This window comes from Curtobacterium herbarum (assembly GCF_016907335.1).
GTDB classification, from domain to species: Bacteria; Actinomycetota; Actinomycetes; order Actinomycetales; family Microbacteriaceae; genus Curtobacterium; species Curtobacterium herbarum.
On record NZ_JAFBBT010000001.1, the window covers coordinates 1,841,887 to 1,865,636 of the forward strand.

A 23,750-nucleotide genomic window follows, 5' to 3' on the forward strand; every position below is an offset into this window, starting at 1 on the left:
GCCGAACGGCGCCACGGCGCGACGGCGCCGCGCGCGCGTCAGTCCGCGGCGGGCGGCCGCGGGGCGCCGAGTGCGGCGCGCAGGCGGGCCTCGGCGTCGTCGTCGGCTCCGGCAGCGGCGGCGACGTTCGCCTCGGCCACGGCCCGGACGACCTCTTCACGCTGGATCTTCACGCCACGCGGGGCATCGATCCCGATTCGCACGCCGTCACCGCGGGAGTCGAGCACCGTGATGACGATGTCGTCACCGATGAGGATCCGCTCGCCGACCTTCCGCGTGAGTACCAGCACCCGACCACCCTAGCGCCGGTCAGAGCGTGCGGACCGGGACCCCGAGTCGGCGGACGGTCTCCGGGGTGCTGGTCTCCTCGGCACCGATGGCCAGGACGCCGGCGATGGGGACCCCGACCTCGACCACGGCGGTCAGCATGGCGACGGCGTCCTCGTGCTTCCGTCCGACGTCGACGACGACCCACACCTGGTCCGGCGCGAGCGACGCGGTGGTCGCCACGTCGGTCCACGCGGCGACCGCGAGCAGCGCCACGCCGTCCCGGACCGCGTCGGCGCGGGCGAGGATCCCGCTCCGCCGGTCCGAGGCGGCCGTCGCCCGCAGTCCGTGCCGGTTCGCGAAGACCCCGGCGGCGGCGTCCACGTCGGTCGCGCGGCCGACCAGCAGGACGAGGTCGCCGTCCGCCGACCGGACGGCTGGTGCAGGTGGCGGGGCGGGGGTCGGCACGGTCGTGCCGGGGGCGAGCAGTTCGGTACGCAGGTCGACCCACGGATCGGTGTCCGGGCCTCCCGGCAGGCTGGTGACGGTCGCGACGGATCCGTCGGTCGCGGACGGGAGGCCCGGCTCGCCCGGCGCAGGTCGGCCGGCGGCCCGACGCGGCGGGGCCAGTCCGTCGGAGGCGAAGCCGTCGAGGACGGACGCGAAGGCGTCCGCACGGGCGTCCGCGGTGCCGTCGGTCCGGGCGATGCGGGACTCGGCCGCCTCGGCGTCGGCGAGGAGCGCCGCGATCCCGACCCGCTTCGCCGGCGAGGACGCGATGGCGACGCGCGCGGTCGGCGGGTCGAGCGGATCGGGGACCTCGATGACGGCCTCGACGTGGGCCTTCCGGAACAGCCCGGCGACCCCACCGCTGGTGACGCGTTCGGCGGAGACGATGCGGGCGCCGGGGCCGAACTCGGCGAGGACGCCGGCGCGGACCTCGTCGAGCGTGGCGCCGCTACGCTGCGATCGGATCGGCGGCACGGACCACCCCCACGGTCTCGATGGTGGAGCCCGCGGCGGTGGCCTCCTGGTACGACAGCACCGGCAGGCCGTTCGCCTGCGCGGACACCATGCGGTGCACGGCCGGGCGGAGCTGTGGGGCGCAGACCAGGACGGCGGAGAGCCCCTGGTCCTCGACGGCGCGGACCGCGTCCCGGACGGAGCCGAGCACCTGTTCGATGCGGTGTGCGTCGAGCAGGATCTGGCTGCCCTGCTCGGACGGTCGGAGTCCCTCGAGCATCGCCTGTTCGAGCACCGGGTCGATCATGACGACCCGGAGCACGGTGCCGTCGAGGTGTCGGGCGGCGAGCACCGGGCCGAGTGCGGCGCGTGCGGACTCGACCAGGCCCTCCGGATCGGTGGAGACCTTCGCGCGGAGGGTCAGTGCCTCGCAGATGCGGCCGAGGTCGTTGATCGGCACCCGCTCGGCGAGCAGCCCCTGCAGGACGCGCTGCAGTTCCGCCATCGAGAGCATGCCGGGGACGAGCTCCTCGACGGCGGCGGGGTTGACCTGCTTGACGCCCTCGGTCAGGACCTTGACGTCCTCGCGGGTGAGCAGTCGGGCGGCGTTGTCACCGATGACGGCCTGCAGGTGGGTGACGAGCACGGACACCCGGTCGATGACGGTCGCGCCGGTCATCTCGGCGGCGTGCCGGAGTTCCGCGGGGACCCACTTGCCGGCCAGGCCGAACACGGGCTCGACGGTGGGGTCGCCGGGCAGGCCGTCGAGCTGCTCGCCGAGGGCCAGGACGCTGCGGGCGGGGGCGGTGCCGCGGCCGGCCTCCACCCCGGCGATGCGGATGGCGTAAGTCGCGGGCGGCAGGTCGATGCTGTCGCGGGTGCGGACCGGCGGCACGACGATGCCCATGTCGACCGCGATCTTCCGGCGGAGTGCCCGGACCCGACCGAGCAGGTCGTCGGAGGCGCCGGAGACCATGTCGACGAGGTCGGGGGCGAGCAGGATCTCGAGGGCGTGCACGCGCATCTGCTCGAGCAGGTCCTCGGGGGTGTCGCTGGTGGGTGCGGCGGCCTCGCGTGCCTGCTGCTCGGCGGCCGTGGCGGCGGCGCGCTTGGCGTTCTGGCCGATCCGCCACCCGGTGAACAGCAGCGTCGCGCCGATGAGCAGGAACGGCAGGATCGGCATGCCGGGGATGAACCCCATCGCGATCGCGGCGGCGCCGGCGATCATCAGCGCGGTGCGGGACTGCGAGAGCTGGTCGGACGCCGAGGTGCCGATGTCGGACTCGGCGCCGGAACGGGTGACGATCATGCCGGTCGACACGGCCATCAGGAGCGCGGGGATCTGCGACACCAGGCCGTCGCCGATGGTGAGGATGCCGTAGTGCGACAGGGCGTCGGTGATCGACATGCCGTTCTGCAGCATGCCGATCGCGATGCCGCCGACCAGGTTGATGACGAGGATCAGGATGCCGGCGATCGCGTCGCCCTTGACGAACTTCGACGCACCGTCCATCGCGCCGTAGAAGTCGGCCTCGGCGGACACCGCGGCACGCCGTTCCTTGGCCTGCACGTCGGTGATGAGTCCGGCGTTGAGGTCGGCGTCGATCGCCATCTGCTTGCCGGGCATCGCGTCGAGGGTGAAGCGTGCGCCGACCTCGGCGACGCGCTCGGCGCCCTTCGTGACGACGACGAACTGGATCACCACGAGGATGAGGAAGATCACCGCGCCGATGATGACCGAACCGGCGACGGCGACGTGCCCGAACGCCTGGATGACGTCGCCCGCGAAGCCCTGTGCGAGCACGAGCCGGGTCGAGGCGACGTTCAGCCCGAGCCGGAACAGCGTCGCGACGAGCAGCAGCGACGGGAACACCGAGAAGTCGAGCGGCTTCTTGACGAACAGCGTCGTGAGCAGGATCACCAGCGCGAGCAGGATGTTGCAGATGATCAGGACGTCCAGCAGGAACGGCGGCACCGGCAGGATCAGCAGCAGGATGATGCCGACGATGAGCACCGGGACGGCGAACTTCGGCAGGTCGGCGCGCTTCATGCGGGGAGGGCCTCTCCGGGAGTGTGGTCGGTGACGGGACGCGGGGTCCGGAGCTTCCGGGGGCGGACGTCGCCGCTGAGCGTGGTCGGGTCGAGCACGGTGGCGACCTCCTCCGGGGTGGTGGGACGGGGCGGGGTGTGGGTGCCGGCGGTGGCCCCGCGGGCGGCGAGCGTCATGACGAAGGACAGGACACGGGCGACGGGCGTGTAGAGGTCGACGGGGATCTCCTGGCCGAGCTCGCACGCGGCGTGCAGTGCCCGGGTGAGCGGGATGTCCTGCACCATCGGCACGCGCTCCTCGGTGGCCTTCTGCCGGATGGCGTCGGCGACCGGACCGGCGCCCTTCGCGACGACCCGGGGCGCGGACTTGCCGGCCTGGTACCGGATCGCGACCGCGTAGTGCGTCGGGTTGGTCATCACGACGTCGGCGGTGCCGATCGCGGCGATCATCCGGTTCCGGCTGGCGGCGAGCTGGCGGGAGCGGCGCTGCGACTTCACGAGCGGGTCACCCTCGGCCTGCTTGTTCTCGTCCTTGACCTCGCGCTTGGTCATCATCGTGCGCTTGCGGTTCCGGCGGACGACCACGAACACGTCGAGGGCGGCGAGGACGAGCCCGGCGGCGATCGCGGCCCGGAGCAGGGTGCCGGCGCCGGCGCCGGCGGCCTCGAGGACGCTCGTCAGCGGCAGGGACCCGCTCGACATGAGGACGGGGACGAGTCCCTGGACGGCGAACCACAGCACGAGGCCGACGACCGCGGTCTTCAGCAGTGCCTTCAGCCCGTTCCAGAGCGCCTGGGTGCCGAAGACCCGCTTGACGCCGGCCACCGGGTCGAAGTGGTCCGGCTCGGGGGTGAGCTTCTTGATGTGGACGCCGCCCTGCGCGACCGCGACCGCGAGCACCGCGACCGCGACGACGGCGAGCATCGGTCCGACCGTGCTGCCGATCGAGGCGAGGGCGTCGTCGAGCACCTGGCGCAGGGTGCCGATGCTCGGGTCCGCGATGACGAGCGTCACGGCGTGCAGCTGCTGCTGTCCGGCGGCCGAGGCGTGCCCGATGGTCGACGGGATCATCAGCGCGGCGACGGCGATGCCGATCCACGCGCTGAGGTCCTGCGACCGTCCGAGCTGCCCCTTCCGGTGCACCTCGCGCATCCGCTTGTCGGATGCCTGCTCGGAGCGTTCTCCGCTGTCGGACACGTCGTCACCCCCTGCCCGTGATCGCCTGGACGGCGTCGCCGGTGAGCGAGGACACCACGCTCGGCAGCGCCATGAACAGCGCGCCGGCGAACAGGACGGTGAGGCCGATCTTGATCGGGAAGCCCATCTGGAACGCGTTGAGCGCGGGGGCGACACGGGTCAGGAGCCCGAGACCGACGTCGGCCAGGAACAGGACGACGACGAGCGGTCCGGCGATCTGCAGTGCGGCGAGGAACATCTGCCCGAACGCGGCGACGAGCATCGGTGCGACGCCGTCGATCGGGAACCGGCCGTCCACGAGCGGCACACCGTCGAACGAGCGGACGAGCCCGCCGATGATCAGCTGGTACCCGCCCGAGGCGAACAGCAGCGCGAGCGACGCCATCTGGAACAGCCGGGTGAACTGTGCGCCGTTCACCTGGGACTGCGGGTCGTACGCCTGCGCGAGCGTGAACCCGCCGAACAGGTCGACGAGGGCACCCGCGGACTGCACGGCCGCGAACACCAGGTACACCATGAAGCCCAGCACCAGGCCGACGAGCAGCTGGGTGACGAGGGCGACCAGGAAGGCGGCCGTGTCGAGCTGCTCGTACCCGGCGGTGACCTTCGGAGCGACACCGATCGCGAGCCCCAGGCCGAGGATCACCTTCACGACGCCGGGGAACGCCTTGTACGAGAACGGCGGCGCGACGACGAAGAACGCGACGAGCCGGACCCCGGCGAGCATCGTGCCCTCGAGTCGGGCGGCGTCGACGAACAGGTCCATCAGCCGCTCCCGAGCAGTTTCGGGATCATGTCGAACGCCACGTGGGTGAACGCGATCATCTCGGAGATCATCCAGTTGCCGCAGACGACCAGGGCGATGGCGACGGCCAGGGCCTTCGGCACGAACGAGAGCGTGACCTCCTGGATCTGCGTCACGGACTGGAACAGCGAGATCGCGAACCCGACGACGAGCGAGGTGACGAGCACGGGCGCGGCGAGCTTCCCCGCGACGAGGAGCGCCTGGAGGGTGAGGTCGATGACCGCCTGCTGGTTCACAGGTGGTAGCTCTCGATGAGCGAGGTGATGATGAGCCCCCAGCCGTCGACCAGCACGAACAGCAGGATCTTGAACGGCAGCGAGATCATCACCGGCGGGAGCATCATCATGCCCATCGACATGAGCGCCGCGGAGACGACGAGGTCGATGACCAGGAACGGGATGAAGATGACGAACCCGATGATGAACGCGCTGCGGAGCTCGGAGATGATGAACGCCGGGATCACCGTGGTCATCGGCACGTCGCTCATGTGCTCCGGGTTCGCCTGACCGGCGGCCCGGGTGATGAGCGCGACGTCCTCGTCACGGGTCTGGTGCAGCATGAACGTCCGGAGCGGCTTGGTGCCGATCTCGACGGCCTGCTGGAAGTCGAGGTGCCCGGCCAGGTACGGCTGCAGGGCGTCGTCGTTGACGTGTCCGATCACCGGCGCCATCACGAAGAGCGACAGGAACAGCGCGAGTCCGGCGATCACCTGGTTCGGCGGGATCGACTGCAGGCCGAGTGCGTTCCGGGTCATCGCGAGGACGACGAAGATCTTCGTGAACGACGTCATCATGAGCAGCAGCGCCGGGGCGACGCTGAGCAGCGTGATCCCGATGAGGGTGACGACGGCCGAGGACGGCGTGCCGTCGGGGCCGTTCACGTCGACGCTGAAGCCGCCGGTGGACGGCGTCGCCGGGGCGGTCGGCGCCGCCGGAGCGGTGGGCTGGACGACCCCGGCAGCGTGCGCGCCGGTCGTGGTGAGCATGAGGTACCCGGCGACGACGGTGACGCCGAGCAGGACGAGCAGCAGGAGCCGACCCGTGCGGGCCGCGCTCACCCGGTCCGCCGGGAGCGGAGTGCCGACGCGGCCTGGCGCCAGGTGTCCGCGGAGAGGACGGAGCCCTGCAGCTGCGCGGCGGTCGGGACGACCGAGGTGGTGCGCGGCGCGGCACGGCGGCCGCGCGGCCGCAGCGGCAGGGCGACGTCGGTCGCGGTCGCTGCAGCGGCGTCGGACGGGAGGCCCGTCACACCCCCGTCGTGCCGGTCCAGTTCCGCACGGAACGCGTCCGCCGTCGGCAGCGCGACCGGACCCGTCACGATCGTGAGCTCCGGCGCCGGCGCCTGGCCGCTCGTGAGGAGGGTCACGCCGTGCTCGGCCACGCCGAGGACGAGCCGCTCCCCGTCGACGTCGACCACGACGACGCTCGCCTTGCCGCCGATGCCCTGGCGGGCGACGACCTCGAGCGACGCCGAACGGCGCCCCCGGGTGCGGCCCGCGCCGAACTGCCCCTTCTGCATGCGTCGGTGCAGCACCCACATGAGGGCGAGCACCACGCCGAGGGAGAGCGCGACGCGGAGCGCGATGACGAGCGTGTCCACCGGGTCAGACCGTCTCGGCGACGTCGAGGATCTTGGTGATGCGGACGGCGTAGTCCTGGTCGACGACGACGACCTCGCCGTGGGCGATGAGCCGGCCGTTGAGGAGCACGTCGGCGGGGGCGCCGGCTGAGCGGTCGAGTTCGACGACGGCGCCGGGCTCCATGCCGAGCACGTCGCGGACGGACATCCGGGTGCGGCCGATCTCGACGGTGAGGGTCATCTCGACGCTGTTGATGCGGCCGAGGTTGCCGGTGGTCAGGACGGGGGCGACCGCGACCGGTTCGGCGACGGTGCCGTTCTCGCGGATCCGGATCGCGACCCAGCCCATCGGCTGCCCGGCGGCGGTGAGGGCGAACACCACGGCCTCCGGGTCGGCGACGAGCGCGACGGCTGAGTCGCGGCGGCCCTCGCCGAGCACACCGGCGCCGAGCGGGGCGACCGCGGCCTCGAGGGACGGGCGGAGCACGTCGGCGACGGACACGAGCCCGGAGTCGACGCCGCCCGCGGCGGTGATCGCGGCCAGGTCGAGCAGCACCACGGCGAGGTCCGCGGAGACGCCACCGACGAAGGAGGCGACCACGGCGTCGGCGGCACGTGCCTGCAGGTCGGGGGACGGGCCTCCCGGCTGGGCGACGGCGACGAGCGGGACGGCGGTGGGCAGCGCGCTGGCGAGCGCCTCGGCGGCGGTCGTGTGCAGCGTTGAGGTGACGGCGGTCATGCGGACGGCTCCGATGCGGTGGTGGTGACGACGACGCCCGCGAGCCGCGAGCCGTTCGCGCCGACGGCGGCGGTGCCGACGGGTTCACCGTCGACGGAGATGGTGAGCGGGCGGTGCTGCGGGTGCGGCAGCGGCAGGACGTCGCCGACGGCGAGGCCGAGGACCTGCGCGGGCAGCACGGTGGCCGGGGCGAAGCGGAGCGAGACGCCGACCGGCACCGACGCGAGCTGGGCGTCGAGCAGGGCCTTCGCGTCGGCGGTGGAGACGTCGGCGGGCCGGTCGACGAGCTGCGGCAGGACGGCCTCGGCGGGCAGCGCGAGGGTACTGGCGGCGACGCGCTCCCCCACGCGGATCTCGAAGGACGCGACGATCATCAGGTCGGACTTCTGCGCGGCCTGGGCGAACTGGCTGTTGAACTGGAAGGCGCCGGCGGTGACGGTCTGGTCGAGCAGCCCGCCGAGCGAGTAGCGGAGGTCGTCGAGCGCGTCCTCGACCAGGCGGCGCACGAGGGCCTGCTCGATCGGCGTGAAGGTGCGCTCGGGCGTCGGCAGCGGCTTCGAGGCGCCGAGCGAGTGCGAGACCCAGGTCAGGGCGGCGTCGAGCGGGACCTGCAGCACGCCCTTGGCGGGGACGCCCTCGATGGGCAGCAGCACCATGCCGGTGAGGGCGGGCAGCGACGCGGCGTACTCGTCGTAGGTCATCATCGCGACCTGCTCGCACGTGACCTGGCTGAGCACACGGACCTTGGCGGTCAGCTGCGTGCCCCACTGGCGGGCGAACGTCTCGAAGGCGAGTTCCAGGACCCGGGCGTGCTCACGAGCGAGCGTCGACGGGCGCGCGAAGTCGTACACCTCGGGCGCGGTCAGGGTCTCGGTCACGAGTCGTACTCTCGGCCGCCGGAGGGCGCCCGTCAGCTCTGGCCCCTCTTCTGGGGCGACGGTCGTGCCTACCCGGAACGGGCTCCGTCCTGCGCCTTCGCCAGGGTCGGCATCAGGGCGCTGACGTCCTGGTCGGCGTTCGACAGGACCACGATGTCGACCCGGCGGTTGAGCGCGAGGTCCTGGTCCGTGCTGCCCTTCGCGAGCGGCCGGCTGGAGCCGAAGCCGACGGACTGGATCCGGGCGGCCGGCATGCTGCCGCGTTCGACCAGGTCGCGGAGCACCCCGGTGGCGCGGGCGGCACTGAGCTCCCAGTTCGTGGCGTACGGGGCGGTGGAGTTCCGGCTGTCGGCGTGGCCCTCGACGCTGACGTCGTGGTCGGCACCGCGGAGGACCGGGGCGATGGCGTCCATGATCCGCTTCGCCTGGTCGGACAGGTCGGCGCTGTTCGTGCCGAAGTACGTCTCGCTGCCGATCAGCCGGACGGTGAGGCCGCGCGCGTCGACCGTGAACTGCACGTTCGTGGACTGCCCGGCCTTGTCGAGGTTGCCCTTGATCGCCGCTTCGATGGCCTTCAGGTCGTCGAGTTCGGCCTGCGCCGCCTTCATGTCCGCCTTGGTCGCGGTCGCCGGGACGACGGTCGAGGCCGGGTCGACGTTGGTGTCCTTCGTGCCCGACGCCGCGGTGGAGTGGTCGGCCTGGGCCTTGTCGACCGAGTAGCCGGAACCGTCCTCGACCTGGTCCTTCGTGACGACGGTGCCCGAGGCGGTGTCGACCTTCTGCGACGTCACCTCGCCGAACCCGGTGGCGAGCGAGTTCTTCAGGGCGATGTACTTCTCCTGGTCGACGGTCGACATCGCGAACAGCACCAGGAACATGCACATGAGCACCGTGATCATGTCCATGTACGACGCCATCCAGCGCTCGTCGGGGTGTTCGGCCTCGTCGTGGCCGCCCTGCTTCCGACCGCGACCGCGACCACGGCCGCGGGGGTTGGCGCTCATGCTCAGGCCGCCAGCTGCTGGTCGTCGGCGCCGGCCTTCGCCTTCGCGCCCTTGCCCGAGGCACCGCGCGCGCTCGGCGGGACCATCGCGGTGAGACGCTCGCCGAGGAGACGCGGCTGACTGCCCGCCTGCACGGCCAGGAGGCCCTCCATCAGCAGCGTCTGCCGGTCCGACTCGAGCTGTGCGAGCTTCCGCAGCTTGCCGCCGATCGGCAACCACAGGAAGTTCGCGGTGAGCAGGCCCCAGAGGGTCGCCACGAAGGCGCTGGCGATGAGCGGGCCGAGTTCGTCCGGCTTGCCGAGGTTCGCCAGCACGTGGGTGAGCGAGACGACGGTGCCGATGATGCCGACCGTCGGGGCGAAGCCGCCGAGCCCCATGAAGAACGAGCTCGCACTCCGCATCGGTGCCGCGTTCGACTCGATCTCGTCCTCGAGCAGGATCCGGAGTTCGTCGCCGTCGGTGCCGTCCGCGATGTTCTGCAGCGCCTTCTTCATGAACGGGTCGTCGTGCTTGTCGGCCTCCTGCTCGAGGGCGAGCAGGCCGTTGGACCGGGCGGTCTCGGCGAGCCCGACGACGTCGTCGATGACGGCCTGCGGCGGGGTGACCTTGCCGGTGAACGCCTTCGGGGCGGACTTGAACGCCGAGAGGGCGTCCTTCAGCGTGGTGCTGGCGATGCCGGCGCCGATGGTGGCACCGAACACGAGCAGGATCGGCGCCGGCAGGAACAGCCCGCCGAGCTCGACGTGCTCCATCTCGATCATGCCGAAGAGGGCGCCGAAGGCCAGGAGGATCCCGATGATGGTCGCGATGTCCACGTCAGCGACCCCCGTCCTGCGTGCGGAGCGGCGCGACCGGGGCGAGGACCGGCTGCGGGCCGGTGGCGTCCCGGCCGACGGGCAGGTCGGTGCCGTACGCCATGCTCACGATGCGGGCCCGGTACGCGGCGATGCGGTCGATGACCTCGGCCAACGACTCGCGGACGATGTACTTCGCCCCGTCGACCATGATGAGCGTCGTGTCCGGCGTCTCCTGGATGCGCTCCACGAGATCGGGGTTCACAGCGAATCCGCTGCCGTTCAGTCGTGTGACGACGATCATGGCCCGTCCTGGTTCTCGATCGACCCGCCGCCGTCCGTGGGGCAGGTGTTCGACCGCCCGTCCGTGGGTGGTCAGTGCGCACTATCGGCGGAGGCGTCCGGTCCGTAAGCGCGTGGACGGACGGGAGGCCCGTGGCGGTGTCACCACGGGCCTCCCGTCCGTCAGGTGGTCGGGTCGTGGGTCAGACGACCGCGATCTCGTTCGGGACGCCCGGCAGGCGTTCGCTCGTCGCGACGACGTCGCCGGTCTCGAGGTCCACCGCGGTGACGCGGCGCTCCGCCGGGTCGGTGACGTAGGCGATGCCGTCGACGACCTCCAGCGCGGGGTGGGCGTCCTGCCACTCGGCCGGTCCCTCCCACGCGTCGATCACCGGGACGGTGTCGAGGGACTTCCCGGTCTCCTCGTCGAGGACGTGCAGGGCGCCGTCGCTGCCGAGGACGACCGCCGAGTCGCCGGGGCCACGGGCCAGGTCACGGAAGGTGAAGCCGACGCCGTCGGGCAGGTCCGCGACCCGGTACTCGCCGGCTGCCGCGTCGACGAGGGCGACCTGGTGGAGCAGGTACCCCTCGGCGTCCGGGTCGTCGTTGAAGTCACCCACGGCGATGCTCGACGTCTCGGTCGTGAACAGGTTGCCGCTGCGGCCGTACTCGGTCGGTGCGTCGAGCTTCTCGAAGGCCCCGTCCCGGTACACGAGCGCACCGTCGCTGCAGCCGAAGACGGCGACCTCGTCGGCCACCGCGCCCTCACCGTGCACGTCGGGGCACTCCTCGCTGCGGACGGTCTCCTGCCCGTCGGCATCGAGCGCACGGACGCCGGAGCGGGACTCCTCGGTGCCGATCGTGGTGAGGAGCGTGCCGTCCTCGAGCTCGATCGCGACGCCGTGGTGGGCGGCCTCGGACTCGGTCGTGTCGGCCTCCGGCAGCTCCCCCGACGCGACGGCGGTGCCGAGGTCGGCGGTGTCGAAGGTCGTCACGTCGCCCGAGCCGTCGGCGAACAGCGCAGTTCGGTCACCGTGCACGACGACGTGTCCGCCGGTGTCCGCTGGGAACGTGAGGTCGGTCAGGGCCGTGTCACCGGTCGTGCCGGCGGCGGTGTCGAGGACGCGGAAGCCCTCGGGGACGGTCACCAGGACGTGCCGGTCGTCGCCGGCCGGGTTGACGCGGGTGAAGCCGTCGACGTCGTGCTCGCCGACGACGTGCAGGTCCTGGTCGAGGACGAGCAGGCCGCCGTCGACGGTCAGCGTGACGCGGTGGCCGGTGTCGGTGCTCGTGCGGTCGGTGGTCGCGGTGTCCGTGGCGCGGGTGCCCGCCGGACGGTCGGCGCTGGCGCAACCGGTGAGGAGCAGGGCGGTCGCGCCGAGCAGTACGGCCGGTGCGAGGAGTCGTTTCGTCGTCATGGTCGACACTGTATTGATTCTCATTCTCATTTGCGAACCGACAGGCCGTCCACGATCGCCGCGGTGTTCGACCGCATCATCTCCAGGTACGTCGCGGCGCCCTGACCCTCGGCGCTGAGCGACTCCGTGGCGAGGGACCGGATCCGGACGTGGACGTCGACCTCGTCCGCCAGCACCTCGGCGAGTCGGGCCGGTTGCGAGGCGTCGACGAAGACCGTGGGCACGCCGGCGTCCTCGATCGCCGTGGCCAGGTCACGGAGGTCGGCGGCACTCGGGGACGCCAGCGTCGTCCCGCTCGGGATCACCGCTCCGACGACGCGGAAGTCGAACCGGTCGGCGAGGTAGCCGAAGACGTGGTGGTTCGTCACGAGCGCCCGGCGGTCCTCCGGCAGCGCCGCGAAGGCCGCTGTCATGTCCTGGTCGAGGTCGGTCAGGTCGTCGCGGTAGTCGTCCAGCGCCGTGTCGAGCCGGGCGTCGTCGAGCCCGGGGACGTCGTGCAGCTCGGTTCCGAGTGCGTCGACGACGGCCCGCATCCGCGCCGGGTCGGTCCAGAAGTGCGGGTCCGGTCCGCTGGCGTCCTCGGTGGTCCACTCGAGCACGTCGATCGCGTCCCCTGCGGTGAACACCCGGGCGCCGTCGGTCTCGGCTGCCCGGACGTGCCGAGCCACCCCCTCCTCGAGCCCGAGACCGTTCTCGACCACGAGGTCGGCGGCACGCATCCGCGCGGCCTGCTGGGCGGAGACCTCGAACGAGTGCGGGTCGGCACCCGCGGGCATCAGCACCTCGACGTCCGCGCTCTCGCCGACGACCTGCTCGACGACGTCGCCGAGGATGTTCGTGGTGACGACGACGAGCGGTCGGTCGCCCCCGCCGGCGGCGGTGCACCCCGCGGCTCCGAGCGTCGCGAGCACCGCGGCGGTGGCGAGGGCGGCGCGCAGGACCCGGGTCACCGGCCGACCTCGGCGAGGACGTCGGGGCGGACCGGGACGTCGATCGACCGGGCGAGGCGTGCGTCGTCGGCGAAGTCGATCTCGTGCACGACGGACCGCGCCGGGTCCGCCAGGTAGGCGCGCTGCGCGTCGAGCTGCAGCGTGGCGTCGGCGGCAGGTGTGACCAGCGGTCCGGTCTCGACCCGGTGCCGCTGCCCGTCGGACCAGACCACGATCCTCCCGTCCGCGTCGAGGGCGACGACGTGCTCGTCGGCGTCGTCGACCGCGACCACCTGCGCGAGCGGACGCTCGGTCGGGACGTGCTCCCAGGCGCGCTCGCGTGTGTCGAGGAGCCAGTACCCGGTGTCCCCCGCGAGCGCGGCGACCGTCGGCCGACCGGTGCGGTTCGCGAAGTCGGTCGCGCGCGGCAGACCGGCTGGCGCAGCGATCATCTCGACGACGGGGTCACCACCGTCGGGGTCCTCGGTCACGAGGACGGCACCGTCGGCACACCCGACCACGGCGCCGACGCGGGTCGTGATGCCACCCGCGGGGTCGGTGCAGTCGGCTCCGACGCCGGTCGACCGCCCGTCACCGGCGAGCACCTCGACGCGGTCCCGCTCGGCGTCGCCGGCGACGAGTGACGGGCCGAGCGGCAGGAGCACCCCCGCGCCGTCGACGGTCGCGGTGAGACGGACCTCCCCCTGGCCGAGTGCAGCCCGGTCGAGCGCGACGGCGGTCCCCGAGTCCGGCCACGCCACGGTCGTGACGGTCTCGGCGGACGCCACCGTCAGGGGGCCGCCCGTGTCGAGCGAGCCGACGACGCGGGCGGAGGCGTCGTAGTAGTGCGTGTGGTCACCGTGGTCGACCGTCCACGAGCCACCGTCGACGATCGTGGAGCCGGAACCGTCACTGGTGACGAGGAAGCGTCCGTCGGTCGCCGCGTGCCGCGGTGCGGGGACGGCGTCGAGCTCGTCGGACTCCCCCGTGAGCAGGTCGTGCAGCGCGACCCGCCCGTCGGTGTCCGCCACGACCAGCCGGAGCTGGGGTTCGGCGGATTCGGTGGCGCCGGCGACGAAGCCGTGCGGGGCTGCTGGCGCGGACGACGACGCTCCGCGCTCCGCCACGGGGGGACCGGACGGGGAGCAGGCGGTCAGGAGGAGCGTGGCTGCGACGCCGAGGGACGCCGGGCCGACGATCCGGCCGGGGTGGGTGCGGAGGTGGTGCATGGTTCCTTCCGGGGGTTCGGGACGAGGAGCTGGACGGCACGGCGGAGTCCGTGCGAGGCGGCCACGGCGACGATCGCGACGAGGGCGATGCTCGCTCCGGCTGCAGTGCCGGCGTGCCACGAGACGAGGAGCCCGGTGGTGACCGCCGCGACCCCGAGGGCCGCGCCGAGCACCATCGTCTGGGCGGTGCCGCGGGTCCAGGCCCGGGCGGCGGCCGCGGGAGCCAGCAGCAGTCCGACGACCAGGAGCGTGCCGACGGCGCGGTACGAGGCCACGACCGCGAGGGTCACCAGGGCGACGAGGACCACCTCCGCCAGCCGGGGGCGCAGCCCCAGCGTGCGGGCTTTCCGCGGGTCGAAGGCGGTGGCGGTGAAGGACCGGTGGAACAGGCCCGTGACGACCAGGGCGACGGCAGCCGCGACGGTCAGTGTGACGACGTCGGTGACGGTCACGGCCAGCACGTCGCCGAACAGGATCGCGGTGACGTCGGTGGCGAAGGAGCGCGACCCGGACACGATGATCACCCCGAGCGCGAGCATGCCGACGAAGAGCAGTCCGATCGCGGTGTCGACCGACAGTCCGCGACGTCGACGGAGCGCCTGCACGCCGAGCACCATCACGCCGGCACTGACCGCGGCGCCGAGGACCGCCGGCGCACCGGTCAGCGTGGCGACCGCGACCCCGGGGAGCATGCCGTGTGCGAGCGCCTCGCCGAGGAACGCCATCCCCCGCACGAGCACCCACGTGCCGACGACCGCGCAGAGCACCGCGGCGGTCGCCCCGGCGGCGAGGGCTCGGAGCATGAAGTCGACGGAGAAGGGATCGGTCAGCCAGGTCACGGTCCCGAACGCTACATGAAAACGATTCTCCTTACTGATAGTCTCCTCAGATGCCCCACGAGCCCGTCCGACTGCACGCGGTCACCGTCCGCCGCGGCCCCCGGTCCGTCCTGCACCGCACCGACGCGCACTTCGACGCCGGCACCGTCACGGTCGTCGCCGGCGCGAACGGCTCGGGCAAGTCCACCCTGCTCGAAGCCGTCGCCGGCACCCTGCCCACCGCCGAGGGACGGGTCAGCGGCACCACACCGGGCCGGGTCGCGCACGTCGCCCAGACCGTCCCAGACCCCGGGCCACCGCTCACCGTGCGCGCCACCGTCACGATGGGCAGGTGGGGCGCCCTCCCCTGGTGGCGTCCGCTCGGCCGCCGGGACCGTGACCTCGTCGACGAACAGCTGCACCGACTCGAACTCGCCGACCTCGCCGACCGACCGCTCGCCGAGCTCTCCGGCGGCCAACGGCAACGCACCCTCGTCGCGACCGGCCTCGCCCAGCGCGCCCCGGTCCTTCTGGTCGACGAACCGACCGCCGGCGTCGACGCCCGATCACTCCGACTGGTGCTCGACGCGCTCGCCGCCGAGGCGCAGCGCGGGGTCGTCGTCGTCCACGCGGCCCACGAACCGGCTGCCCTGGCATCGGCGGACCGCGTGCTCACCCTCCACGACGGCGGACTGCACTGACCGTCGCGCTCCCGCTGAGTCACCCGGGACCCGACCGCAGCGGCAGCCGCCCGCCCCGGTCCGCGGAAGGGGGGACGGGCCGTCACCCGGACCGGGGAACCGGCCCGTTCCTCCAGGCCGTTGCCCAGGCCCACCCCAGCACCGACGCAGGTCGGGAGCGCTCCATGGGGCGATGGCCAGATCCCTGCTGACCGTCCCCCTGTCCCTCACCGTCGTCGCGGCTGTCCTCGCCTGGGTCGTCCTCGGCCCCGCCGCCGCGGTCGCCTTCGTCGCCCTCGCGCTCCTCGAGATCGCGATGGCCGCCGACTCGTCGGTACCGATGGCCGGCATCGCCGGCCGCCTGCACTCCCCCGCCAGACGGCTGTTCCTGTCGCTCGGCATCGTCGCCGGGGTGCTCGGCATGCGCCTGCTGCTGCCACCGGTGGCGGTCGTCGTCGGGTCCGCCGAGGACCCCGCGGCCACCGTCGGCGAGGCCGTCTTCGCCCCGGGCGCCTTCGCCGCGCACCTGCAGGAGGTCCGTCCCGCGCTCGCCGCGTTCGGTGCCGCGTTCATCTGGCTGGTGTTCGCCGAGTACCTGTTCAACACCGACCGGGCGTCCCGCAAGTCCTGGCTCGGCCGTCTGGAGGCCCGCCTCGCCGCCGTCGCCCGGCCGCGCGTCTGGTCGCTGGTCACCGCGGCGACCGGCGTGGCGCTGACCTCCGTCCTGGTCGCGGTGGCGGCCGCCGGGCAGCCGACGTCCGTCCTGCTGGGTCAGGTCGTGCCGGTCCTGGTCGGCGGCCTCGCCGGGCTGGCCGCGTACCTCGGGTCGAAGCGGCTGGCGCGGTGGGCACTGCAGGGGCGTCCGGCTGCCGGCTCCGACACCGGGTCGATCGGCACCGGGAGCGGGGCCTGGCGCATCCACCTGTACGCGTCGACGGTCGTGTTCGAGCGCGGGCTCGTGGTGTTCATGCTGTTCGAGATCCTGGACGGCGTGTACTCGCTGTCCGGCTCCGGGGTGCTCGGCACGGACGGTCTCGGTGCGCTCGAGCAGGCCGCGGTGGGTGCGGCGGCGATCGGCGTCGGCGCGATGTTCCTGGCGCGGCTGGCCTCGCACCTCGACCAGGCAGCCGGGCTGCGGCGGCTGCGGTACCTCAAGGCGGGGGCCGCGTACGTGCTCGGTGTGCTCGCCGTCCTGCTGTGGACGAGCCTGCTCGTGCCGGTGCCGGGGACCGTCGTCGCCTGGTTCGGCACGGTCGTGATCGGTGCGGCCCTGGCGTCGTCGCTGCCGTGGCGGGCGTGGGCCCGACGCGCGCGGGCGGGGTCCGCCGAACGGTCACGAACCGTCGTTGTCGACGCTCCGGAACGACGATCGGTGACCGCTCGGCGGAACAGGAGCGGGGTGTCGTGACCGGTGGGCGGGCCGGGCCGGCCGGGCCGGTGGGGTCGGCTACTCGCGCTCGTCGAGCCGGAGGAGCCGGGTCTCCTCGGCGTCGTACTCGGCACGCACCTGGCGCAGCACCAGGTCGTCGATGTCGCCCTGGTCGCGCAGCCGGAGCACCGTCGCCGCCTTGAGCCGGACGAGGGCCAGCTCGAGCTCGACCGCCGCCCCGCGCTGCACGAGCAGCGGGTGGTCGTCGTCGTCGCTCTCCTCGGCCTTCACGAGCGCCAGGTGGCCCTCGTAGTCCTCGCGGATGCGGTCGACGATCTCCGCCTCGGCGCCGGTCTTCCGTGCCAGCCGCGGCAGCGCGTCGAGGGCTTCCTCGATCGCCGTCCGCTCCGCCGACCGACGCTCCTCGAGGACCTCGCCGCTGCCGTCGAACGCCGCCCAGCGGACCACGGCGGGCAGCACGAGCGACTGCCCGACGATGGTGACCACCACGACGCCCGCAGTGACGAACACGATGAGGTCACGGTCCGGGAACGCCCCACCGCTCTCGACGACCCGCGGGACGGCCACGGCGGCGGCGAGCGAGACGGCGCCGCGGAACCCGGTCAACCCGCTGACCAACCGGTCGCGGTGTCCTTCGCGGGGCGAGCCTCCCGTCCGGAGGGTCACGAGACGGATGGTGCCCCACGAGAGGTTGAGGAAGGCGAAGCGCAGCACGACGACGGCGACCGAGACGGCGCCGATGAGACCGAGGCCGATCAGGATGTCGCTGCCGGCGAGGTTGCCGACGGCGATCGTCGCCTCGATGCCGACGAGCACGAACAGCGCACCGTTGAGCAGGAACGTCGCGAACGACCAGAACGACCGCACCTGCTGGCGGGTCTCGGCCCGGTCGAGCTTCGGTGCGACCTGACTGACGACGAGCCCCGCGACCACGACGGCGAGGACACCGGAGGCGCCGACCGCCTCGGCCAGGAGGAACGCCGCGAACGGCACCAGGAGGGTCAGGAGGTTCTCGAGCACGACCGCGTGGATCCGACGGAGGACGAGCATGCCGAGCCAGGACGTCAGCAGTCCGGCCGCGATCCCGCCGACGTAGGACAGGAGGAGCATGCCGGAGACGTTCCAGACGGTGAGCTCCTGCTCGCCCGCGGTCACCGCGACGGCGATGCCGTAGATCACGAGGGTCGTGCCGTCGTTCACCAGGGACTCGGCGCGGAGGACCGTGGTGTTCCGCCGGGGCAGCGACCGGGTGAGCGCGCCGACGGCGGTGGCGTCCGTCGGGGCGACCGCGGCACCGAGGACCCACGCCGGGCCCCAGGGCATGCCGAGCAGGTGCAGCAGGGTCGCCACACCGCCGGCGGTCAGGACGACCAGCAGCGTGCCCATCAGGACGATGCCGCGGAGGTTCGCGCGGATCTCCCGGAGCGAGATCGTCAGGCTCTCCCAGTACAGCAGCGCCGGCAGGAACAGCAGCAGCACCGCGTCGGCCGGCAGCTCCACCTTGCCGAACACCGGGATGAACGCGATCGCGGCACCGAAGGCGAGCAGGAGGACCGGGGGCGCGACGCGCAGCCGGTTCGAGACGGCGGTGGCGACGGCGATCGCGACCACGAGCACGACGACGAGTTCGGGCGCGATGAGTTCCATGGGGACTCCAGCCTGGCAGGGTGCGGATGCGCGCACGTACGGGTCGTCCGCGCAGCGTGCCCGTCCGGCCCGGACGGGAGGGTCAGTGTCGCCGCTCAGCGGTGCCGCTCGGCGGTGCCGCTCGGCGGTGCCGCTCAGCGGTGCCGCTCAGCGCGTGCCGTCAGCACCAGGAACGTGACGTGCCCGAGCAGGGCGATGCCGAAGAAGACGAGCGCGACCGCGTACACCCGGTCGAGCGTGCCGTCGCCGGTCAGCAGGAGCACGATGCACCCGACCACGGCCGCCGACAGCACGCCGACCTGCACCATCGACCACGTCTTCCGCCACCGCGGCTGCTGTCCCTGACCGTCCACGGGCCCATTCTCCCCCGGGTCGTCGCGCCCGTCCGACCGCTGCCGCGCAGTCGCGGTGCTCGGTTCGGTCGGCCGGGTCTCCGCGGCTCCCACGATCGTCGCGCGCCGCAGGTCGTGGTGCCGGGAAGGACCGTGGGTACGGCGACGGACCGGCCCCGAGACCCGCGTCACGACGTACGCTGCGCTGATGGAACACACCGTCCTCGTCACCGGCTCCACCGATGGACTCGGACGACGCTCCGCCGAGTCCCTGCTCGCCGACGGACACCACGTCGTCGTGCACGCGCGCAACAGCCGGCGCGCGGAGACCCTGGCGGACCTGGTCGACCGCGGCGCCACCCTGGTCACGGCGGACCTCGCCGACATCCGTGCCCTCTGGAGGATGGCCGACGACCTCCGCGGAGCCGGACTCACCGCGGTCATCCACAACGCCGGCGTCATCTCCGGCCCGGACGTCCTGCCGGTCAACGTCGTGGCGCCGTACCTGCTCACCGCACTGCTGCCGGACGTCCGGCGGCACGTCGTCCTGTCGAGCGGCATGCACCGCGGCGGTTCGACCTCGCTCGACCGGATCGACTGGGGCACGTCGACCGGCTCGTCGTACTCGGACAGCAAGCTGTTCGTGACCGCGTTCGCCGCCGTGCTCCCCCGCCGACGGCCCGGCGTCGTCGCGCACGCCGTCGACCCGGGCTGGGTGCCGACGAAGATGGGCGGCGCCGGCGCACCCGACGACCTGGAGGCCGGCCACCACACCCAGGACTGGCTCGCCGTCACCGACGACCCCGACGCCGCGACACCGGGCTACTGGTACCACCGGGAACGGGCGACGCCAGTGGCTGCGGCGCGCGACTCGGCGTTCCAGGGCGCACTCCTCGCTGCGCTGGCGGACCTGACGGGCGAACGCCTCTGACGGTCCGGAGCACCGGGAGCACGCTGGACGGGGCAGTCCAGGACACGCGGATCTGTGCCCGTTGGCCGGTGTCGCCGAGCAGGGTCTGGCGAGACGGCGCCCCCGCTGTCCGGATGTCGAGGAGACACATGTACTTCCACGCACAGACCTGGATCAACGACATCGCCGACGGCGAGCCCGACCCCGCAGCGGCGAACGCCCTGCAGGAAGGTCTCGGCGGCCAGTTCGGCGAGATGCGCACGATGATGCAGTACCTCTTCCAGGCGATGAACTTCCGCGGCCCGGCGGCGAAGCCGTACCGCGACCTCATCCAGGGCGTCGGCACCGAGGAGATCAGCCACGTCGAGCTCATCGGCACGACGATCTCCCGTCTGCTCGACGGCTCGCCGCAGTACTCCGGGAAGCTCACCGACCCGCTCGACACCCCGGGAGCCAAGGGCGCGACTCCGCTGAACATCGCGCTCGACACGAGCAACATCCACCACTACCTCGTCGGTGCGCAGGGCGCGCTGCCGGTCGACTCGGCGGGCAACCCGTGGAGCGGCAGCTACGTCTACAACTCCGGCAACCTGCCGCTCGACCTGCTCTACAACCTCATGCTCGAGTCCACCGGGCGCCTGCAGAAGTGCCGCATCTACGAGATGACGGACAACCCGACCGCCCGTGCGACGGTCGCCTACCTGATCGTCCGCGACCAGGCGCACGAGAACGCCTACGCCAAGGCACTGGAGACGCTCGGGGTCGAGTGGAAGACGCTGCTGCCGATCCCGAAGACCAACGCCGAGCAGTTCCCCGAGGTCAAGGAGCTGGTCGACCTCGGCCTGCAGAGCAAGCAGTACAGCTTCGACCTCGACGGCAAGTCCGAGGCCGGCAAGATCTTCCGCGGCGCCTCGCCGTCGAAGGACGGGACGGACCTCGACGCGTCGGAGCAGGCACCCACGGGAGCGCCCTCCTTCATCGCCGAGGAGCGCCTGGAGGAGTTCGCGCCGGGTCTCGACGCGGACCTGCTCGCCCTCATCCAGCAGACCGCCGAGCTGGAGCTCGACGAGGTGTCGTCCTTCTACGGACCCACCGGGTCCTGATCCGGACCGTCGGACGAGACGGACGGGAGGCACGGCGCACGTGGTGCGCCGTGCCTCCCGTCCGTCAGTCCCCGAGCCTGGTTCCGGTCGGCGTGCGCCGACCGGCTCAGGCGATCTGCGCGGAGAAGTCGACGGGGTCGCCCGCCAGGGAAGCCTTGACCATGCGGGTCCAGTCGTCGACGAGCACCTCGGTGGCGTCCCGCTCGACCCCGTCGAGCGCCGCACGGACGACGTCCGCGGGGGCCGTCATGGGACCTTCGTAGCCCGCCATCATGTCGGTGTCCGCAGCACCGAGGTGCAGGCCCTGGACGGTGACACCTCGACCGGCCAGTTCGAGCCGGACGGCGTTGGTCATGTTCCACTCGGCGGCCTTCGCGATGGCGTACCCGCCCGCGCCCGGTGCCGAGAACCACGAGAGCGCGGAGAGGACGTTGACGATCGCGCCACCGCCGTTCCGCTCGATGACGGGGGCGAACGCCCGGATCGCCTCGAGCGTTCCCCAGAGGTGGGTGTCGACGGCTCGACGGGCGTCCGACAGGTCGTCGGAGAGCAGCGAGCCGGACGACAGGACGCCGGCGTTGTCGATCAGCAGCGTGACGTCGCCGGCTGCAGCAGCGGCGGCCGCGATCGAGGCCGGGTCGGTGATGTCGAGGGCGAGCACCTCGACCCCGGCGACGTCGACGAGTTCGGGGCGTCGAGCCGTGGCGTAGACCTTCGACGCGCCACGCTCCAGGAGCTGTTCGACGAAGTGCCGTCCGATGCCGCGGTTCGACCCGGTGACGAGGGCGACGGATCCGGTGATGTCCATGGTGGTGGTGTCCTTCCGCCGCGCGGGTCCGTCCCGCTGCGGCTCGGTTACGGTAGGACCTCACATCAGTGTCAGGGGCAAGCCCCGAACGGAGACGACATGCGCATCGGCGACCTCGCGGCCCGGACCGGGGTGAGCGTCCGCTCGCTCCGGTACTACGAGGAGCAGGGGATGCTCACCGCCACCCGGTCCGGCAGCGGACAGCGGACGTACGGGACGGAGGCCGTGGACCGGGTCCGTCTGGTGCAGCAGCTCTTCGGCGCCGGGCTGCCGAGCCGCACCATCGTGCGGCTCCTGCCCTGCGTCGACGCGGGGACGGCCACGCCCGAGTCCTTCGCCCTGCTCGTGCAGGAACGCGACCGGATCTCCGCGCAGCTGGCCGAGCTGACGGCGACGCGGGACCGGCTCGACGAGGTCATCCACATCTCCGAGCACCCGACTCCCGAGCACTGCCCGACGCTCCGCACCGCGCCGCTCGCTGTGAACGCGGGCACCGCCGCCTGACGGTCTCTCAGGTGTCTCGACGGTGCAGAGTCCCGCCGTCCGGCATGATGACGGGACCGGGACCACTTCCGGACTGACCCTGGGGGATGCATGTCGGACGACGGACGAGCGCACGCGGACCGGACGACGAGCCCGCCACCGCTCATCCGACACGGTCGACTGCGTCGCCGGGGTCCGTTCGGGTTCGTGCTGCGCGGCATCGCGGTCGTCGCCGCGGTCGCCGTGGTGGGCTCCGGTTCGGTCGCCGCGATCGCCACCTGGCAGGTCCTGCAGAGCGCGCAGCCGTCCGTCTCGCTGGCGATGCCCGGCACCACGGCGAAGAAGGCACCCGCGCTGACGGCCCAGTCCGGCGAGGTCAACATGCTGCTCGTCGCGACCGACACCCGCGACGGGCAGGGCGCCGGCTTCGACGACGCGGCGAACCAGCAGGCGAGCAACGGCGTCGGCAACAACGACACCAACATCCTCGTGCACATCTCGGCCGACCACTCGAACATGTCGGTCATCAGCTTCCCCCGCGACCTCGTCGTCCCGATCCCGGCGTGCACGAACGACGACGGTGCTGTCACCCCGGCCTCGTCCGCCGCGATGCTGAACACCGCCCTCTCTCGCGGCGGCGAGAAGCACGGGCTCGCCTGCGTCGCCAGCACCATCGGCAAGCTCACCGGACTGCAGATCGCATACGCCGGCAAGATCACCTTCGACGGGGTCGTCCGGATGGCCGACGCGGTCGGCGGCGTCACGGTGTGCCTCGCCACACCGATCAAGGACGACGACGTCACGCCGGCGCTCGACCTGCAGCCCGGCAACCGCGAGCTGCAGGGCGCAGAAGCCGCCGCGTTCCTCCGGTCCCGCCACGGCGTCGGCGACGCGAGCGACCTGGGCCGCATCAGCAACCAGCAGACCTTCATGTCGGCGCTCGCCCGCCAGACCGTCTCCGCCGGCACGCTCACCAACCCGGCGAAGGTCCTGCGGCTCGCGGACACCGCCTTCAAGAACATGGTCTTGTCGGACACCCTGAACGACCCGGCGACCCTGGCGCGCCTCGCCCTGGCGGTGAACACCGTCGGGCTCTCGAACATGGTGTTCCTGCAGTTCCCCGTCGTCGACGACCCCGCCGACCCGGCCCGGGTCCTGGTGTCCGAGGGGCCGGCGGCGACCCTGACCGCGGCGCTGCAGGCGGACGAACCCGTGCAGCTCGCACCGAACAGCCTCGGTCGCTCGGCCGTGCGGGATCCGGACGCGCCCACCGCGACAGCGTCGGCACCATCCAGCGAATCGGGGACCACCACCCCGCCCGCAGCCGGCAGCCCGACGACGGCTCCGGCGACGCCCGGGTCGAGCGCGTCCGCCGCCGAGCTGCCGGACTCGGTCTCCGGACAGACCGCCGACACGGTGACCTGCGCAGCCAAGTCGAAGGAGTAGG

General features: G+C 72.5%; 26 protein-coding genes. 6 read left to right on the forward strand and 20 right to left on the reverse strand.

The genetic code is table 11. The features are described 5' to 3' along the window. Positions 1-38: 38 nt before the first annotated feature. From csrA to aztB, 17 genes are all read right to left on the reverse strand, one after another. The gene (gene csrA / locus JOD51_RS08810) at positions 39-290 is read right to left on the reverse strand and encodes a carbon storage regulator CsrA (RefSeq protein ID WP_111044175.1); all 252 of its coding nucleotides are present in this window, start codon (positions 288-290) and stop codon (positions 39-41) included. Positions 291-309: 19 nt separating this feature from the next. Then, complete coding sequence (locus JOD51_RS08815; protein ID WP_204607909.1) at positions 310-1,251, reverse strand: hypothetical protein; 942 nt, start codon at positions 1,249-1,251, stop codon at positions 310-312. Next, complete coding sequence (locus JOD51_RS08820) at positions 1,226-3,280, reverse strand: flagellar biosynthesis protein FlhA (RefSeq protein WP_204607910.1); 2,055 nt, start codon at positions 3,278-3,280, stop codon at positions 1,226-1,228. The genes JOD51_RS08815 and JOD51_RS08820 overlap by 26 nt, the downstream gene beginning before the upstream one ends. After that, positions 3,277-4,476 (reverse strand): EscU/YscU/HrcU family type III secretion system export apparatus switch protein, encoded by a 1,200-nt coding sequence (locus JOD51_RS08825; protein WP_204607911.1) that lies wholly within the window; start codon positions 4,474-4,476, stop codon positions 3,277-3,279. The genes JOD51_RS08820 and JOD51_RS08825 overlap by 4 nt, the downstream gene beginning before the upstream one ends. Positions 4,477-4,480: 4 nt before the next feature. After that, a complete protein-coding gene (locus JOD51_RS08830) occupies positions 4,481-5,242 on the reverse strand; it encodes a flagellar biosynthetic protein FliR (protein WP_204607912.1) in 762 nt (253 codons plus the stop codon). Further along, positions 5,242-5,517, reverse strand: a complete 276-nt coding sequence (locus JOD51_RS08835) for a flagellar biosynthetic protein FliQ (RefSeq protein WP_204607913.1) — start codon at positions 5,515-5,517, stop codon at positions 5,242-5,244. The genes JOD51_RS08830 and JOD51_RS08835 overlap by 1 nt, the downstream gene beginning before the upstream one ends. Next, positions 5,514-6,338, reverse strand: coding sequence for a flagellar type III secretion system pore protein FliP (gene fliP, locus JOD51_RS08840; protein WP_204607914.1), 825 nt, complete (start codon positions 6,336-6,338; stop codon positions 5,514-5,516). Before fliP ends, JOD51_RS08835 begins: the two co-directional genes overlap by 4 nt. Beyond that, positions 6,335-6,880, reverse strand: coding sequence for a FliO/MopB family protein (locus JOD51_RS08845; protein WP_204607915.1), 546 nt, complete (start codon positions 6,878-6,880; stop codon positions 6,335-6,337). The genes fliP and JOD51_RS08845 overlap by 4 nt, the downstream gene beginning before the upstream one ends. 4 nt (positions 6,881-6,884) lie before the next feature. Continuing rightward, positions 6,885-7,598 carry a flagellar motor switch protein FliN gene (gene fliN, locus JOD51_RS08850; RefSeq protein WP_204607916.1) on the reverse strand — a complete coding sequence of 238 codons (714 nt, stop codon included), beginning with the start codon at positions 7,596-7,598 and terminating at the stop codon, positions 6,885-6,887. Then, entirely contained in the window at positions 7,595-8,476 is an 882-nt protein-coding gene (locus tag JOD51_RS08855; protein WP_204607917.1) for a flagellar motor switch protein FliM, read from the reverse strand. The genes fliN and JOD51_RS08855 overlap by 4 nt, the downstream gene beginning before the upstream one ends. Positions 8,477-8,544: 68 nt before the next feature. Beyond that, positions 8,545-9,480: an OmpA/MotB family protein gene (locus tag JOD51_RS08860; RefSeq protein WP_204607918.1), complete on the reverse strand. Its 936-nt coding sequence runs from the start codon at positions 9,478-9,480 to the stop codon at positions 8,545-8,547. Between the two features lie 2 nt (positions 9,481-9,482). Then, complete coding sequence (locus JOD51_RS08865; protein ID WP_204607919.1) at positions 9,483-10,295, reverse strand: motility protein A; 813 nt, start codon at positions 10,293-10,295, stop codon at positions 9,483-9,485. Position 10,296: 1 nt separating this feature from the next. Further along, positions 10,297-10,578, reverse strand: coding sequence for a flagellar FlbD family protein (locus JOD51_RS08870; protein ID WP_204607920.1), 282 nt, complete (start codon positions 10,576-10,578; stop codon positions 10,297-10,299). Between the two features lie 181 nt (positions 10,579-10,759). Further along, complete coding sequence (locus JOD51_RS08875; protein ID WP_204607921.1) at positions 10,760-11,974, reverse strand: hypothetical protein; 1,215 nt, start codon at positions 11,972-11,974, stop codon at positions 10,760-10,762. A gap of 26 nt (positions 11,975-12,000) precedes the next feature. After that, positions 12,001-12,924 carry a zinc ABC transporter substrate-binding protein AztC gene (aztC, locus tag JOD51_RS08880; RefSeq protein ID WP_372377871.1) on the reverse strand — a complete coding sequence of 308 codons (924 nt, stop codon included), beginning with the start codon at positions 12,922-12,924 and terminating at the stop codon, positions 12,001-12,003. Further along, positions 12,921-14,132 carry an ABC transporter gene (locus tag JOD51_RS08885; RefSeq protein WP_239539820.1) on the reverse strand — a complete coding sequence of 404 codons (1,212 nt, stop codon included), beginning with the start codon at positions 14,130-14,132 and terminating at the stop codon, positions 12,921-12,923. The genes aztC and JOD51_RS08885 overlap by 4 nt, the downstream gene beginning before the upstream one ends. Further along, entirely contained in the window at positions 14,057-14,971 is a 915-nt protein-coding gene (gene aztB / locus JOD51_RS08890) for a zinc ABC transporter permease AztB (protein WP_204607922.1), read from the reverse strand. Before aztB ends, JOD51_RS08885 begins: the two co-directional genes overlap by 76 nt. A 50-nt stretch (positions 14,972-15,021) precedes the next feature. On the opposite strand from aztB, the gene JOD51_RS08895 reads away from it, so the two are divergent. Further along, the gene (locus tag JOD51_RS08895) at positions 15,022-15,651 is read left to right on the forward strand and encodes a metal ABC transporter ATP-binding protein (protein WP_204607923.1); all 630 of its coding nucleotides are present in this window, start codon (positions 15,022-15,024) and stop codon (positions 15,649-15,651) included. A 172-nt stretch (positions 15,652-15,823) separates the two neighbouring features. Beyond that, entirely contained in the window at positions 15,824-17,038 is a 1,215-nt protein-coding gene (locus JOD51_RS08900; protein ID WP_204607924.1) for a DUF475 domain-containing protein, read from the forward strand. Between the two features lie 39 nt (positions 17,039-17,077). On the opposite strand, the gene JOD51_RS08905 is transcribed toward JOD51_RS08900, so the two are convergent. Both JOD51_RS08905 and JOD51_RS08910 read right to left on the reverse strand, forming a co-directional pair. Continuing rightward, the gene (locus JOD51_RS08905; RefSeq protein ID WP_204607925.1) at positions 17,078-18,667 is read right to left on the reverse strand and encodes a Na+/H+ antiporter; all 1,590 of its coding nucleotides are present in this window, start codon (positions 18,665-18,667) and stop codon (positions 17,078-17,080) included. A gap of 134 nt (positions 18,668-18,801) precedes the next feature. Next, positions 18,802-19,020: a hypothetical protein gene (locus tag JOD51_RS08910; RefSeq protein WP_204607926.1), complete on the reverse strand. Its 219-nt coding sequence runs from the start codon at positions 19,018-19,020 to the stop codon at positions 18,802-18,804. 187 nt (positions 19,021-19,207) lie between these two features. Between JOD51_RS08910 and JOD51_RS08915 the strand changes: the two genes are divergently transcribed. Together JOD51_RS08915 and JOD51_RS08920 are read left to right on the forward strand one after the other, a co-directional pair. Beyond that, complete coding sequence (locus JOD51_RS08915) at positions 19,208-19,930, forward strand: SDR family NAD(P)-dependent oxidoreductase (protein ID WP_204607927.1); 723 nt, start codon at positions 19,208-19,210, stop codon at positions 19,928-19,930. Between the two features lie 128 nt (positions 19,931-20,058). After that, a complete protein-coding gene (locus tag JOD51_RS08920) occupies positions 20,059-21,012 on the forward strand; it encodes a manganese catalase family protein (protein WP_204607928.1) in 954 nt (317 codons plus the stop codon). A gap of 106 nt (positions 21,013-21,118) precedes the next feature. On the opposite strand, the gene JOD51_RS08925 is transcribed toward JOD51_RS08920, so the two are convergent. Beyond that, positions 21,119-21,820 carry an SDR family oxidoreductase gene (locus JOD51_RS08925; RefSeq protein ID WP_204607929.1) on the reverse strand — a complete coding sequence of 234 codons (702 nt, stop codon included), beginning with the start codon at positions 21,818-21,820 and terminating at the stop codon, positions 21,119-21,121. 99 nt (positions 21,821-21,919) lie between these two features. Between JOD51_RS08925 and JOD51_RS08930 the strand changes: the two genes are divergently transcribed. Next, the gene (locus JOD51_RS08930) at positions 21,920-22,324 is read left to right on the forward strand and encodes a MerR family transcriptional regulator (RefSeq protein ID WP_204607930.1); all 405 of its coding nucleotides are present in this window, start codon (positions 21,920-21,922) and stop codon (positions 22,322-22,324) included. A gap of 90 nt (positions 22,325-22,414) precedes the next feature. Beyond that, the gene (locus JOD51_RS08935; RefSeq protein WP_204607931.1) at positions 22,415-23,749 is read left to right on the forward strand and encodes an LCP family glycopolymer transferase; all 1,335 of its coding nucleotides are present in this window, start codon (positions 22,415-22,417) and stop codon (positions 23,747-23,749) included. Position 23,750 lies beyond the last annotated feature (1 nt).